This window comes from Rhizobium sp. CNPSo 3670, from assembly GCF_057784555.1.
This window is the reverse complement of record NZ_JBXSOL010000008.1, coordinates 96029-109200: the sequence shown is the minus strand read 5'-3', so window position 1 is coordinate 109200 and position 13172 is coordinate 96029. Positions and strand designations below refer to the sequence as shown.

Annotated in this window: 14 protein-coding genes; 11 read left to right on the top strand and 3 right to left on the bottom strand. The window is 62.4% G+C overall.

Annotated elements, in window-relative coordinates; all coding sequences use genetic code 11:
* Nucleotides 1-48 precede the first annotated feature (48 nt).
* Together AC13QO_RS10525 and ybaL are read right to left on the bottom strand one after the other, a co-directional pair.
* Nucleotides 49-429 (bottom strand): hypothetical protein, encoded by a 381-nt coding sequence (locus AC13QO_RS10525; RefSeq protein WP_085776931.1) that lies wholly within the window; start codon nt 427-429, stop codon nt 49-51.
* A gap of 54 nt (nt 430-483) precedes the next feature.
* Nucleotides 484-2304 (bottom strand): YbaL family putative K(+) efflux transporter, encoded by a 1821-nt coding sequence (ybaL, locus tag AC13QO_RS10520; RefSeq protein WP_488540599.1) that lies wholly within the window; start codon nt 2302-2304, stop codon nt 484-486.
* Nucleotides 2305-2337: 33 nt separating this feature from the next.
* Here ybaL and AC13QO_RS10515 point away from each other — a divergent pair, with 33 nt between their 5' ends.
* On the top strand, nt 2338-2643 hold the full coding sequence (locus AC13QO_RS10515; protein ID WP_434712063.1) for a helix-turn-helix transcriptional regulator: 306 nt from the start codon (nt 2338-2340) through the stop codon (nt 2641-2643).
* A 5-nt stretch (nt 2644-2648) separates the two neighbouring features.
* Here the strand turns inward: AC13QO_RS10515 and AC13QO_RS10510 are convergent, their stop codons facing one another.
* On the bottom strand, nt 2649-4070 hold the full coding sequence (locus AC13QO_RS10510) for an ArnT family glycosyltransferase (RefSeq protein ID WP_488540598.1): 1422 nt from the start codon (nt 4068-4070) through the stop codon (nt 2649-2651).
* A gap of 641 nt (nt 4071-4711) precedes the next feature.
* Here AC13QO_RS10510 and AC13QO_RS10505 point away from each other — a divergent pair.
* The 10 genes from AC13QO_RS10505 to cheT all read left to right on the top strand — a co-directional run bounded on the left by AC13QO_RS10505 (nt 4712) and on the right by cheT (nt 13132).
* Nucleotides 4712-6343: a globin-coupled sensor protein gene (locus AC13QO_RS10505; RefSeq protein ID WP_488540597.1), complete on the top strand. Its 1632-nt coding sequence runs from the start codon at nt 4712-4714 to the stop codon at nt 6341-6343.
* 63 nt (nt 6344-6406) lie between these two features.
* Nucleotides 6407-6703, top strand: a complete 297-nt coding sequence (locus AC13QO_RS10500) for an STAS domain-containing protein (RefSeq protein WP_064809596.1) — start codon at nt 6407-6409, stop codon at nt 6701-6703.
* The gene (cheY1, locus tag AC13QO_RS10495) at nt 6700-7065 is read left to right on the top strand and encodes a chemotaxis response regulator CheY1 (RefSeq protein WP_003570362.1); all 366 of its coding nucleotides are present in this window, start codon (nt 6700-6702) and stop codon (nt 7063-7065) included. Before AC13QO_RS10500 ends, cheY1 begins: the two co-directional genes overlap by 4 nt.
* 17 nt (nt 7066-7082) lie before the next feature.
* On the top strand, nt 7083-9365 hold the full coding sequence (locus AC13QO_RS10490; RefSeq protein ID WP_488540596.1) for a chemotaxis protein CheA: 2283 nt from the start codon (nt 7083-7085) through the stop codon (nt 9363-9365).
* Nucleotides 9366-9369: 4 nt separating this feature from the next.
* Complete coding sequence (locus AC13QO_RS10485) at nt 9370-9837, top strand: chemotaxis protein CheW (protein ID WP_011424005.1); 468 nt, start codon at nt 9370-9372, stop codon at nt 9835-9837.
* Entirely contained in the window at nt 9834-10742 is a 909-nt protein-coding gene (gene cheR, locus AC13QO_RS10480; RefSeq protein WP_085776939.1) for a protein-glutamate O-methyltransferase CheR, read from the top strand. The genes AC13QO_RS10485 and cheR overlap by 4 nt, the downstream gene beginning before the upstream one ends.
* Complete coding sequence (gene cheB / locus AC13QO_RS10475) at nt 10739-11782, top strand: protein-glutamate O-methylesterase CheB (RefSeq protein ID WP_085776940.1); 1044 nt, start codon at nt 10739-10741, stop codon at nt 11780-11782. The genes cheR and cheB overlap by 4 nt, the downstream gene beginning before the upstream one ends.
* Nucleotides 11783-12172: a response regulator gene (locus tag AC13QO_RS10470; RefSeq protein ID WP_011424008.1), complete on the top strand. Its 390-nt coding sequence runs from the start codon at nt 11783-11785 to the stop codon at nt 12170-12172. It begins immediately after the preceding gene.
* A complete protein-coding gene (cheD, locus tag AC13QO_RS10465; RefSeq protein ID WP_085776941.1) occupies nt 12169-12726 on the top strand; it encodes a chemoreceptor glutamine deamidase CheD in 558 nt (185 codons plus the stop codon). The genes AC13QO_RS10470 and cheD overlap by 4 nt, the downstream gene beginning before the upstream one ends.
* Nucleotides 12727-12742: 16 nt before the next feature.
* A complete protein-coding gene (gene cheT, locus AC13QO_RS10460) occupies nt 12743-13132 on the top strand; it encodes a chemotaxis protein CheT (RefSeq protein ID WP_064800665.1) in 390 nt (129 codons plus the stop codon).
* The last annotated feature ends 40 nt before the right edge of the window (nt 13133-13172 follow it).

Below are 13172 nucleotides of genomic sequence, written 5' to 3'. Positions count from 1 at the left end.
CGCTGGCGGCATGTCGTCAATGGTCGGATGCGCCGCTCGGCGCAGGCCTCAGGCGATGATCGGGGGCGCGCGCGCCTGATGGGTCCTGGAAACTGCCTGATGAAGCGGAGGCTCGAATGCCGCAAGAGGAGCGGCCATGTCCCAGCCGGTAAAGTCGACAGCAGGGGCGGCGGCAAGGGCCGGCGGTCCGGCGTCGTAGGCGGTCTGTTTCGGCGCAAGCCTGCGCTCGGCGGCAAGCACGCCGCGCACGGCATCGCGCGCGCTCAGTTGCGGCGGCTGCGGATCGCGGCCGGAAGAGGAAAGCGTATTGACGGCGGTCGCCGGCGCAATGATGAGATTGCCGCCGAAAAGCAGGCCGATATAGGCAAGAATGGCAAAGAGGAGGGAAAAGGCGATACGGCTCGTCAGACGGTGCTGGTCCAGCTCCACCTCCTCCGTCCCGGCGATGTCACTCCCGTATCGGCTCAAAAGCGCGCCAATCTCTCATTGTCGTTCCGGCGGAGCAGTGCCCGTCGGGATGATTGTAGCAGGCTCCTGCCTGTCTTCATAGGAAACACTCTCATGATGCACTTGAGCGAGCCGGTCAACCATGCCAAGGGCGATTTCGCGTTCGCCCATGATGACGGTGTCGGCGCCGTATTGTTTCAACTCGTCGACCTCGGCGTCGGAATGGGCGCGGGCGACGATAAGGATCGAGGGATTGACGCTGCGCGCCTGCTCGGCGATGCGGCAGGCCTCGAAGGCGTTCGGGATGGCGATGGCGAGGCTGCGTGCAGACGAAAGATTGGCGAGATCGAGCGTTTCCCGCGCCACTGCATTGCCCATGTAGGCTTCGATCCCCTGCGCTTTCAATTCGCCTATGCGCTTGTCGGAATCCTCGATGACGAGGAAGGGCGTGCCTGACGATTTGAGATTCTGTCCGACGATCCTGCCGACTCGGCCGTAACCGATGAGGATTGCGTGGCCGGTAAGCGCGGTCGGACGCACGTCGTCGTCCTCGGGCGGCGCCTGTTCCTGAACGGCACCCACATCGGCGGCGGAAGCCGGCTCGGCCACGGTTTCCTCGCGCCTTGCACCTTCGAGAAGAGGCCGCGCGCGGTCGCAGAGGAAGAACAGCAGTGGATTGACGATGATCGAGATAATGGCGCCGGCAAGGATCAGGTCGCGGCCCTCCTCCGGCAACAGCCCGAGCTCGACGCCGAGAGCGGCGAGAATGAAGGAGAACTCGCCAATCTGACCGAGGCTTGCCGAAATAGTCAGCGCCGTGCCGGGCGGCTTCTTGAAGGCGAGCACGATCAGAAAGGCGGCGACGGATTTGCCAATGACGATGATGAAGACGGTGGCGAGGATCGGCAGCGGTCTGTCGATCAGGATGTTCGGATCGAACAGCATGCCGACCGAGACGAAGAAGAGCACGGCGAAGGCGTCGCGCAGCGGCAGGCTTTCCTGGGCTGCGCGGTGGCTGAGCTCGCTTTCGGCAAGCACCATGCCGGCAAAGAAGGCGCCAAGCGCCAGGGACACGCCGAAGAGTTTGGCCGCGCCGAAGGCGACGCCGAGGGCGATGGCCAACACACCGAGCCGGAAGAGCTCGCGCGAGCCGGCATGGGCAATGCGATGCATCGTCCAGGGAATGAGCTTGCGGCCGAAGACGAGCATCAGAGCCACGAAGAGTGCTACCTTGACCAGCGTCATGGCGATCATGCCGCCGATGCCGAGATCGAGGCCGAACACGCTGTTCAGCCCCGCCGACAGCGGCTCGACGGGACCATGGCCGTCGCCGCCGATGCTGGCTGCAGCCGGGATCAGCACCAGCGCCAGCACCATGGCGAGGTCTTCGACGATCAGCCAGCCGACGGCGATCCTGCCGCGCTCCGTCTCTATGAGCCGGCGCTCCTGCAGAGCCTTGAGGAGCACGACGGTAGAGGCAACTGAAAGCGCCAAGCCGAAAACCAGGCTGCCGCCGGTCGGCCAGCCCATCAATGCACCGAGGCCCCAGCCGAGCAAGGTGGCAAAACCGATCTGCACGACCGCGCCAGGCAGCGCAATGCCGCGCACCGACAGTAGGTCCTTGAGGGAGAAATGCAGCCCGACGCCGAACATCAGCAGGATGACGCCGATTTCGGCAAGCTCCGGCGCGAGGCTCTGATCGGCCACGTAACCCGGAGTATGTGGTCCCACCAGCACACCGGCAATCAGATAGCCGACGAGCGGCGGCATGCGCAGCCGATGAGCAAGGGCGCCGAAGATGAAAGCCAGCACGAGGCCGCCGACGATTGTCGAAATCAAGGGCGTATCGTGCGGCATCACTTCTCCCGATCTGGAAAATTCGTTCGTATTATGACATATATGATCTATATCAACCAATATGGGTACTTTGAGATCATGGGTCAAGGCGCGAGAGAAACAATTCTAAGCCCCGCTCTCTGCCGGGCTGCACGCGGTCTGCTCGACTGGACCCAGAACGAGCTCGCCGAGAAGGCGGCCGTCTCACGCAGCACCATCCGCGATTATGAGGGACGCCACCACGATATCCACCGTGCGACCGAAGCGCAATTGCGCCTCGCCTTTGAGGAAGGCGGCGTCAGGTTCGTTGAGATAGAAGGCGCCGGCACCGGCCTCTGCCTGCCCAATCGACCAGGCTGAAGCCCTCAGGGCGCCAGGCAGACGGCAGAAACCTTGTAAACGTAAAGCGTCTTTCGCTTGTAGTAGCCTGCGGCAGGCAGCCAGCTCTTCAGCAGCTCCGGCGTTTCAGTGGCGCAGGTTAGCGGCGTGTCCGTCAGGAAAAGCACCTTGCCGGCGATGTCGGCGGGCAGGGCGAATTCCTGCTCATAATAGCTCTCCGGCAGGCCTGCGGGTGCGCGCGCATAGATTCTGTAAGATGCATCCCGCAGCGTATAGAAGAGATCAGCGACCATGTCGCGGTTGTCGGTGACGATGATGTCGGTGCCCGCCTGAGCTGCGAGGGCTCCCGCCTCGCGGCTGACCTCGGCGCGCCCGAGATAGCGCTTCATCAATTCGTCGCCGTTCGGCAGCAGCAATTGCTGCGGAAAGATGGTCGCCAGCGGAAAGAGCAGGCTTGCGATGCCGTTGATGGTGAGCGACAGCCTCAGCCCCTTCGGCCACATCCGGTAAAGCAGCCAGACGGCAAGAATGGTCCCCGCGACATAGGCGGTCACGGCCCAGTTGGCATAGGCTTTGGCAACGGTCGCCTGCAGGGTGATCAGCACCACCACCGGCATCGACAGCCAGATCAGCATCTTTTCGCGGTCGTCGCTTCGGCCCTTGATCATTCGATAGACCGCCCACAGCATTGCGAAGAAGATGATCGGCCCGACGACGCCGAATTGGGCGGAGAAGAATTCGAGCCCGCGGCGCAGATTGATGCCGAGATCGCTCCAGTGGGCGATATCCTGCGTGTGGCGCACCGTCGTATTGTCGTGTTGCAGGTTCCACCAGAGGTTCGGCGAGGCGACGACAGCGGCAACCGCGACCGCGATGATGAAGTCCCGGACAGCGATGCGCGCCGCGGGGATGAGGAGGAGGGCGATCGCGCCGCCTGGTACGACGAACAGAACGGCATATTTCGTCAAAAAGGCAAGGCCGACGGCGAGACCCACAACGAGCGCCAGTGCCACAGAGCGCCGCTTCGTCAGGCTGAAATAGGCGAGCAGGGCGACGGCGATGAAGAACAGCAGGATCACGTCGGTCGAGAAGAAAACCGAAGAGAGCGCCACGCCGGGAAGCGTGATGTAGGTGGCGCCCGTCCAGCCCTCGATCTCCGGCCCGACGAAGCGCCTTGCCAGCTTCATCAGCACCAGCGCCGCCACCATGTGGATCAGCGGCCCGGGCAGCCTGATGAAATAGATGGCGTTGGAGCCGGAAAGCTCCGTCATCGCCCGGATCACCCAGGCGATCATCGGCGGTTTTGAATAGTAGCCGAGATCGAGATTCTGCGACCAGAACCAGTACTGTGCTTCGTCGACAAACAGGTCTGTGGCATCGAAATACAGCGTGACGACGCGCCAGAGCGTGAAGCCGAGAACGATGAGAAGACCAGATCTGGGAGACATGAACCGAGTGTTCCGCTGACGTGAAAGGCGCGAGTGCGATTACACCAAAGGCACCGGACTGCCAACGGGGATTGGATCGGCTTGAAGCCAGAGAGGCTTCAGAACACCCGAAGCATCCGGATGTCGCGATTTGCGGCAAGGAAATCGAGGCGGGCGATGGCGGCAAGTATGCCCGTTGCGATCAAACAGGAACCCAATCCGAGAACAATCATTGCTCTGTCCTTGTCGACGTCATGTCTTGGTTGTCGACCGGCCTATAACACGAAGCTTGCGTGTGCCTTGTAGCAGCCGTGCAACTCCGCGGAAGTAATTCCTGCGAACTGCCTTGAATTGCTCCAAAAGCCTGTTCCTGGAAAGACTTATTAACCTTCGGGCAAGGAATTAACCATAAACATTGGGTTACACGTCGGAATGGGAAGATGTGCTCGTTCCCAGCAGGCATGACGCCGTACCGCCGTACCGGGTCGATCCGGTATCCATCTCTTCAGACAGCTTCGAAACATAGCTGATCAGGGGCTTTACCTGCCGGTCGTCGCCGGTGGTGAAGACCGGCTCCGCGCTTGCGTTGATCGAATGCTGCAAAAGTTTTTTGCCGGGCATTCGCCTGGAAAGTGGGTCGGGGACAGGCGTTGAGGCAGGACATGCCATCAGATCAGGCTCGTGGAGCGCAGGCAGGCAGCTTGCGTGATCGCCTGCGTTTTGCCGGTCTCGATGCCGATCAGTGCGAACTGGTGCGCCGTAACCGGCCGGCCCTCGAAGCGCATCTGAAAGCGGGACTGCGCGATCTCTTCCACAGGTTCCAGTCCTATCCCGACGCTGCGCGCAACTTCGAGAGCGACAGACAGGTCGATCGTCTGCATGATCTGCAGTCCTCACATTGGGACGTGCTGACGGATGCCCGCTTCGACAGCCTCTATGCCGAGCGCGTCAAGGTTCTCTCCGACACCGAAAGCAAGATGGGCCTCGACCCGCGTTGGCACGTAGCCGGCCACGGCGTCGTGCTGGAACATGTTCTTTCCGGCCTCGCCGAAGAGATTGCCGGCCGCCCCTTGCTGCCCTCGGCCAAGCGCCGCGCCCGCGAAATTTCCGAGCTGATGACTGCGATCATCCGCATCGTCATGGTCGATGTCGAAATCGCCGTTTCGCTCCGCTTCAATGCGCTACGCGCTGCCCAGAGCCGCGCGCTTGCCGATCAGCGCGCCGAAAGTGAAGCGGAGATCGCCCGGATATTCGGCGACGTCATCGAAGGCCTCGCCGCCCGCGACCTAACGCGGCGCGCGCCTGTCGACGCCGACGGTGCCTATGCCGGGATCGCCGCCGCCCTGAACGGCGCCTTGGATGGCCTCCAGGCAGAATTCGCCGCCATGACCGAACGCACTGATAAGGCCGAGACGGCGACCGCCTCGCTTGCTGGCCAGTCGCGGCAGTTCGCCGGCACGGCGTCCGGCCAGGCCGAGCGGCTGCAGCTTTCCGCCGCTATCCTTGCCGGCATTGCCGGAAGCGTGCGCGACGGCGCCGCCGACAGCCGCGCCGCCGAACAGGCGGCCGCCTCTACCCGCGCTGCGGTCGAGCAAAGCGGCGAGGTCGTCGGCCGCGCGATCAGCGCAATGGCCGATATCGAGCAGTCGGCCGAGAAGATCGGCCAGATCATCGGCGCGATCGACGAGATCGCCTTCCAGACCAATCTTCTGGCGCTGAATGCCGGCATCGAGGCGGCTCGCGCCGGCGATTCCGGCCGCGGCTTTGCGGTCGTCGCCCAGGAAGTTCGTGCGCTTGCCCAGCGCTCGGCCGACGCCGCCCGCGAGATCAAGACGCTGGTGACGACGACCAAGGCGCAGGTCGACGCCGGCGTGCAGATGGTCGGACGAACGCAGGACTCGATCGGCAGCATCGTGCGGCAGGTCACCGACATCAACGCCGCCATATCGGGCATCGCCACCAGGACCGGCGAGCATGCCGCAAGCCTCGACGGCGTGGCGGCCGACGTCAAAGGACTTGGCGCAGAGGTGGCGGACAACGCCGGTTTGGCCGAACGTTCCGCTGAAGGCGCCGACCACCTCCATACCGTCATTCTTGAGCTCGGCCAGACGATTCGCGAATTCCGCATAGCCCGCGAAAATGCGCATTCCGGGCGCTTGGGCTCGGTTCGCGCTGCGCCGTCCCGCACGATCGAAGCGGCCGGCCGTCCCGCGGTCGAAGACGAATATGAAAATGACGATTTTGGCCTTCCGCAGGCGCTCGCGAGCGTCAGAGGTGGGCGGAATGTTTACTAACCTATCGGATGATCGCCGCAGCTCATCTTTTCGGGCCGGGGACAAGGGGACAAGGACAAGCTGATGGTAGCAAAGAAGAGTGGCAAGACGCTGAATTTGACAGCGGTGCTGGATCTCAACGAGGCTTCCGCCTTGCGTGAAAAACTCATCTCCCTCAGGGGCAGCGGTCTTTCGATCGACGCATCGGGCGTCGAGCGGATCGGGGCTCTTTGCGCTCAGGTCCTGATGTCCGCCGAGAAGACCTGGGAGCAGGACAAGCAGCCGTTCACCTTCTCCAAGGTGTCCGACGCATTTCACAAAACCATGCAGCTGGTTGGCGTCAATATTGACCACCTGCTTGCCAAGGAGATTCGGCAATGAAGAAAAAAGTGCTTACCGTGGATGATTCCCGCACCATCCGAAACATGCTGCTCGTGACGCTGAACAATGCCGGTTTCGAGACGATCCAGGCGGAAGACGGCGTCGAGGGCCTCGAGGTTCTCGAAGAATCCAATCCTGACGTGATCGTGACCGACATCAACATGCCGCGCCTCGACGGGTTCGGCTTCATCGAAGGTGTGCGCCGCAACGAGAAATATCGGGCGATCCCGATCCTGGTCCTGACCACCGAAAGCGACGCGGAAAAGAAGAACCGCGCCCGCCAGGCCGGCGCCACCGGATGGATCGTCAAGCCTTTCGACCCGGCCAAGCTGATCGATGCAATTGAGCGCGTAACCGCTTAAACCCAGGATTTGCTCCTATGGATATGAACGAAATCAAAGAGATCTTTTTCCAGGAGTGCGAGGAACAGCTCGCCGAGCTGGAATCCGGTCTTCTGAAAATGAACGATGGCGATCGCGATCCGGAAACCGTCAATGCGGTGTTCCGTGCCGTGCATTCGATCAAGGGGGGCGCCGGCGCCTTCGGCCTTGATGATCTGGTTGCCTTCGCCCATGTATTCGAGACCACTCTCGATTGCGTTCGTTCCAACAAGCTCGAGCCGACCCAGGACGTCCTGAAGGTGATGCTGAAGTCGGCCGACGTGCTCGCCGACCTGACCAATGCTGCGCGCGACGGCGGCAGCGTCGATGAAAGCCGCAGCCGCGGCCTCGTTAAGGAGCTGGAGGCTCTGGCCAATGGCGAGCTACCGTCTCCTTCGGCCGAGACGCCTGCGCCCAAGGCCGCCGCAAAGGCCGCTCCGGCCGCTCCGGCGCCAGCCCCCAAGCCGACCGACGACAGCGGCTTCCAGCCAATCCCCTTTTCCTTCGACGATTTCGGCGACGAGGACGGCGCAGAGACCGGCCTGCCGGCCTACGAGATCACCTTCAAGCCGCGCCACGAACTCTATTCGAAGGGTAACGACGCCACCCTGCTGCTGCGCGACCTTTCGCGCCTCGGCGAAATGACGATCTACTGCAATATGAATGAGCTGCCGGGTCTCGAGGAGCTCGATCCGGAGGCTGCCTATTTCTTCTGGAACGTCACACTCAAGACCGACAAGGGCGAGGATGCCATCCGCGCCGTCTTCGAATTCGCCGAGTGGGATTGCGAGCTGACGGTCAAGCCGGTCGAGGAGACAGTTGACGCCGCTTCGAGCAACGAGGAACTGCCGATGGTGCCGGTTCCCTTCGACCTGTCGATCCTGGACGAGACCGAGGCAACTGAGAGTGTTTCCGCTGCACGGTCCGAAGCCACGGCCGCTGCCGTCGCCGCCGCCGAGACCGCTTCCAACATCACGCAAATGGCGGCAGCCGCCGTCCGCGTCGAGAAGAAGGAATCGGCCGCCGCCGCAGCCGCCGCGGCCAATGCCGCCGCCCAGAACAACGCCGCCGGCGCCGGCCAGACAATCCGCGTCGATCTCGATCGCGTCGACCGCCTCATCAACCTGGTCGGCGAATTGGTCATCAACCAAGCAATGCTGTCGCAGAGCGTCATCGAGAACGACACGACAGGCACGTCTTCGATCAACATGGGTCTGGAGGAGCTGCAGCAGCTCACCCGCGAGATCCAGGACTCGGTCATGGCGATCCGCGCGCAGCCGGTCAAGCCGGTCTTCCAGCGCATGTCGCGTATCGTCCGCGAAATCGCCGACATGACCGGCAAGTCGATCCGCTTGATCACCGAAGGTGAGAACACTGAAGTCGACAAGACGGTTATCGACAAGCTCGCCGAGCCGCTGACCCACATGATCCGCAATGCCGTCGACCACGGCATCGAAACGCCGGAAAAGCGCGCGGCCGCCGGCAAGAACACCGAAGGTACGGTTCGCCTCACCGCCAAGCACCGTTCGGGACGCATCCTGATTGAGCTTGCCGACGACGGCGCCGGCATCAACCGCGAGAAGGTTCGCCAGAAAGCGATCGACAACGATCTCATCCCGGCCGACGCCAACCTGTCGGACGAGGAAATCGACAATCTGATCTTCCTGCCGGGCTTCTCCACCGCCGACAAGATCTCCGACATATCGGGCCGCGGCGTCGGTATGGATGTCGTCAAGCGCTCGATCCAGGCGCTCGGCGGCCGCATCAACATCACCTCCAAGCCGGGCCACGGCTCGGTCTTCACCATGAGCCTGCCGCTGACCCTTGCCGTTCTCGACGGTATGGTGGTCACCGTCGCCGGCCAGACGCTGGTCGTGCCGCTGACGGCGATCGTCGAAACCCTGCAGCCGGAAGCATCCGCGATTCACTCCTTCGGCGCGAACCACCGGCTGATCTCGATCCGCAACTCATTCTGCCCACTGGTCGATGTTGGTCGCATCCTGAACTTCCGCGCGACGCAGGCCAACCCCGTTGAGGGCGTGGCGTTGCTGGTGGAATCGGAAGGCGGCGGTCAGCGCGCCCTGATGGTCGATGCTATCCAGGGTCAGCGCCAGGTGGTCATCAAGAGCCTGGAAGCGAACTACACTCATGTGCCCGGCATCGCCGCCGCCACCATTCTCGGCGACGGCCGCGTGGCTCTCATCCTAGATGTCGACGCGGTTGTCGGCGCCTCGCGCGGCCAGTCGCTCAAAGCGGAAATGTCGTTAGCAGCGGTAGGGTAAGGGAATGTCGTACGCTGTAAAAAGTCTGAACCAGGGGGATCGCGAGCTGATCGCGTTCCGCATCGGAGATCAGGAATTTTGCGTGAACATCATGTCGGTCCGCGAAATCCGGGGCTGGACCCCGGCGACCGCGATGCCGCACTCGCCTGCGTATATGCTGGGGGTCATCAACCTGCGCGGCGCGGTGCTGCCGATCATTGATCTTGCCGCTCGTCTCGGCATGAAGCCCGCCGATCCCACAGCCCGTCATGTCATCATCGTTGCCCAGGTCCGCCGCAAAGTCGTCGGCCTCCTGGTCGACGCCGTCTCCGACATTCTGACGGTCACCGACGAGATCATTCAGCCGACGCCCGAAATCTCTTCCGACCTCGAGCGCCAATTTGCCCGGGGCATTCTTGCCATCGACAAGCGCATGATCTGCCTGATCGAACTTGAAGCCCTCTTTTCCGAGACCGAAAGCGAAGCCGCATGAGTGCAATGGGTGCAAAAGATCAGAGGCAGGGAGCCGATGAGGTGCTGGCTAACGGAGAATATCCGTTGACGCGCCGCGACCTCACGGAAATCGCCGCCATGATCTACTCGGATGCCGGCATCTTCCTCAATGAGACGAAGGCCTCGCTCGTCTATTCGCGTCTGTCCAAGCATATCCGCAATCTTGGTCTGTCGGGTTTCCGTGAATATTGCGACCTTGTCGCTTCGCCGGCCGGCGCCGCGGCGCGCCGCGAAATGCTCTCGCATCTGACGACCAACTTCACCCGCTTCTTCCGCGAAAACCATCATTTCGAGCACCTGCGCGACCATGTTCTGCCGGAACTTCTGCAGCGGGCGAGATCGGGCGGCAGGGTGCGCATCTGGTCGGCCGCTTCCTCCGACGGACAGGAACCCTATTCGATCGCGCTGACCGTTTTATCGCTGATGCCGAATGTCGCCGACTACGACTTTAAGATCCTGGCGACCGACATCGATCCGAAAATCCTCGCCATCGCCCGGGCCGGCGCTTACGACGAAAGTGCGCTCGAAACCGTCTCGCCAGCCATGCGCAAGCAATGGTTTAGCGAAGTCGAGGTGCAGGGCCGCCGCAAGTTCCAGGTGGACGACCGCGTCAAGCGGCTGATCACCTACAACGAACTGAACCTGATGGCGCAATGGCCGTTCAAGGGCAAGTTCGACGTCATCTTCTGCCGCAACGTCGTCATCTATTTCGACGAGCCGACCCAGATGAAGATCTGGCAACGTTTCGCCGGCCTGCTGCCGGAAGGCGGCCACCTCTATATCGGCCATTCCGAGCGCGTCTCCGGTGAGGCGAAGCACGTCTTCGACAATATCGGCATCACGACCTATCGCTACACGACCAAGGGTCTCGGGAGGAAGGCATGAGCGCTCCGGCAAGAGTTCTCGTTGTCGACGACTCGCCGACCATGCGGGGTCTGATTACCGCAGTGCTGAGCTCCGACCCGGAAGTCAGTGTCATCGGCCAGGCCGGCGACGCGCTGGAAGCACGCGAGGCGATCAAACGGTTGAACCCCGACGTCGTAACGCTCGACATCGAGATGCCGAATATGAACGGCCTCGATTTCCTAGAAAAGATCATGACGCTGCGGCCGATGCCGGTGATCATGGTCTCGACGATGACGCATCGCGGCGCCGAAGCGACGCTTGCGGCGCTTGAGATCGGCGCCTTCGATTGCGTCGGCAAACCGGGCCCCGGCGAACCCAGGCCGTTCGGCGATCTTGCCGAGAAGGTCAAGGCGGCCGCGCGCACGCAGCGTCAGTTTTCCCAACCGGCGGCCGCCGTCGCGCCCCCGCCTTCCGTGGCCGATTTTCGCGTCGGCCGCAAGATCGTCGCGATCGGCTCGTCCACAGGCGGCGTCGAGGCGCTGATCGCAGTACTGCAGAAATTCCCGGCAAATTGCCCGCCGACCGTCATCACCCAGCATATGCCGCCGACCTTCACCAAGAGTTTCGCAGAACGGCTGAACCGTCTCTGCGCGCCGGTGGTGCAGGAAGCGACCGACGGCGCCCGTCTCGAGATCGGCAAGATCTATCTGGCGCCGGGCGGCGAACGTCATCTCCAGGTCAGCGGCGGCTCTGCCCCGTGCTGCCGTCTAGTCGACCGGGCGCCTGTCAACGGTCACCGCCCGTCCGTGGACGTGCTCTTTGATTCGGTAGCAGAACTCGCAGGCCGCAACGCCGTCGGCGTGATTCTGACCGGAATGGGCCGCGATGGCGCCGCCGGATTGTTGAAAATGCGCCACGCGGGCGCCAGAACGCTCGGCCAGAACGAAAAAACCTGCGTCGTTTACGGAATGCCAAGGGTTGCTCACGAACTTGGCGCCGTCGAGCAGCAGCTGCCACTGACTGCCATCGGTGAAGAAATACTGAAATTGACAGCCGCCCGAAAGGAAGGGACCGAATAAATGTCGATCGCGGAGAAAATCAAAGTTCTGATCGTCGATGATCAGGTAACGAGCCGGTTGCTGCTCAGCGACGCGCTGACCCAGCTCGGTTTCAAGCAGATCACATCCGCTGGCGACGGCGAGCAGGGCATGAAAATCATGACCGAGCAGCCGCACCACCTCGTGATCTCCGATTTCAACATGCCGAAGATGGATGGCATCGGCTTCCTCCAGGCCGTGCGCACCAACCCGAACACCAAGAAGGCGGCCTTCATCATCCTCACCGCCCAGGGCGATCGCGCGCTGGTACAGAGGGCGGCCCAGCTCGGCGCCAACAACGTGCTCGCCAAGCCGTTTACGATCGAGAAGATGAAAGCGGCCATCGAAGCCGTGTTTGGAGCTTTGAAATGATCACTGAGGGGGCAGCCCGCCGCGTGCACATCATTCAGGGCGAGTACAAGGTTCTGAGCGATCCGAATGCGGTTCTCTCGACCATTCTCGGCTCGTGCGTGGCTGCGTGCCTCAGAGATCCCGTCGCCGGCATCGGCGGCATGAACCACTTTCTGCTGCCCGGTTCGGCGACGTCGCCGACATCAGGCGGCGATGCCACACGCTATGGCGTGCATCTGATGGAACTGCTGATCAACGGTCTCCTGAAGCAGGGCGCCCGGCGCGACCGGCTGGAGGCAAAGATCTTCGGCGGCGCAAAGACGATCTCGACGTTCTCCAACGTCGGTGAGCAGAATGCGGCCTTCGCCATGCAGTTCCTCAGGGATGAAGGCATTCCGGTGGTCGGCTCCTCCACCGGCGGAGAGCATGGGCGCAAGCTCGAATATTGGCCGGTCTCCGGTCGTGCCCGGCAATACCCCTTGACCGGCGCCGAAACGCAGAGAACCGTCGCTCTCGAGCAGCAGCGTCCCGCCGCTCCGCAGAAGCCCGCCGAAACCAGTATCGAATTTTTTTGATGGCGAGGATTTTCATATGACATTTACTCCGGTGATGGAGCCGCCCGCGCCTGTCGAAGCGCTGAGCGACATCCTGATGCGCATCGTTTCGGAACTCCACGATGTGGCCTACCTGATCGAGCGCATCGAACCGCAGCTACTCGAGCTCGGCGGCGCTGAAATTCTGAACTCGCCGGACGCCATGAAGGTCATGCAGGGCATCGATCTGGCCGTGCAGAAGTCACGCGGCCTTGCCGAATTCATCGACACCATCACCGGCGAAATCCCGCTCGGCTGGACGGTCGACGTCGCCACCGCGCTCAGCCTCGTCAAGCTGGCGGAAATGCAGAAGGCGCTTGGCGGCTCCACGCGCCACGGTCATTCTCAGCCGCTGAGCAAAGCCGCCGGCGACTTCGACTTCTTCTGAAGCGCGCGGTTCCACGCCGCCTCTCGCGCCTCAGGTCCTC

Bases quoted from the DNA above. Each gene is read 5' to 3' on its own strand.
- ybaL (WP_488540599.1), bottom strand. From the start codon at position 2,304: ATGCCGCACGATACGCCCTTGATTTCGACAATCGTCGGCGGCCTCGTG.
- AC13QO_RS10515 (WP_434712063.1), top strand. From the start codon at position 2,338: ATGACATATATGATCTATATCAACCAATATGGGTACTTTGAGATCATG.
- AC13QO_RS10510 (WP_488540598.1), bottom strand. From the start codon at position 4,070: ATGTCTCCCAGATCTGGTCTTCTCATCGTTCTCGGCTTCACGCTCTGG.
- AC13QO_RS10505 (WP_488540597.1), top strand. From the start codon at position 4,712: ATGCCATCAGATCAGGCTCGTGGAGCGCAGGCAGGCAGCTTGCGTGAT.
- AC13QO_RS10500 (WP_064809596.1), top strand. From the start codon at position 6,407: ATGGTAGCAAAGAAGAGTGGCAAGACGCTGAATTTGACAGCGGTGCTG.
- cheY1 (WP_003570362.1), top strand. From the start codon at position 6,700: ATGAAGAAAAAAGTGCTTACCGTGGATGATTCCCGCACCATCCGAAAC.
- AC13QO_RS10490 (WP_488540596.1), top strand. From the start codon at position 7,083: ATGGATATGAACGAAATCAAAGAGATCTTTTTCCAGGAGTGCGAGGAA.
- AC13QO_RS10485 (WP_011424005.1), top strand. From the start codon at position 9,370: ATGTCGTACGCTGTAAAAAGTCTGAACCAGGGGGATCGCGAGCTGATC.
- cheR (WP_085776939.1), top strand. From the start codon at position 9,834: ATGAGTGCAATGGGTGCAAAAGATCAGAGGCAGGGAGCCGATGAGGTG.
- cheB (WP_085776940.1), top strand. From the start codon at position 10,739: ATGAGCGCTCCGGCAAGAGTTCTCGTTGTCGACGACTCGCCGACCATG.
- AC13QO_RS10470 (WP_011424008.1), top strand. From the start codon at position 11,783: ATGTCGATCGCGGAGAAAATCAAAGTTCTGATCGTCGATGATCAGGTA.
- cheD (WP_085776941.1), top strand. From the start codon at position 12,169: ATGATCACTGAGGGGGCAGCCCGCCGCGTGCACATCATTCAGGGCGAG.
- cheT (WP_064800665.1), top strand. From the start codon at position 12,743: ATGACATTTACTCCGGTGATGGAGCCGCCCGCGCCTGTCGAAGCGCTG.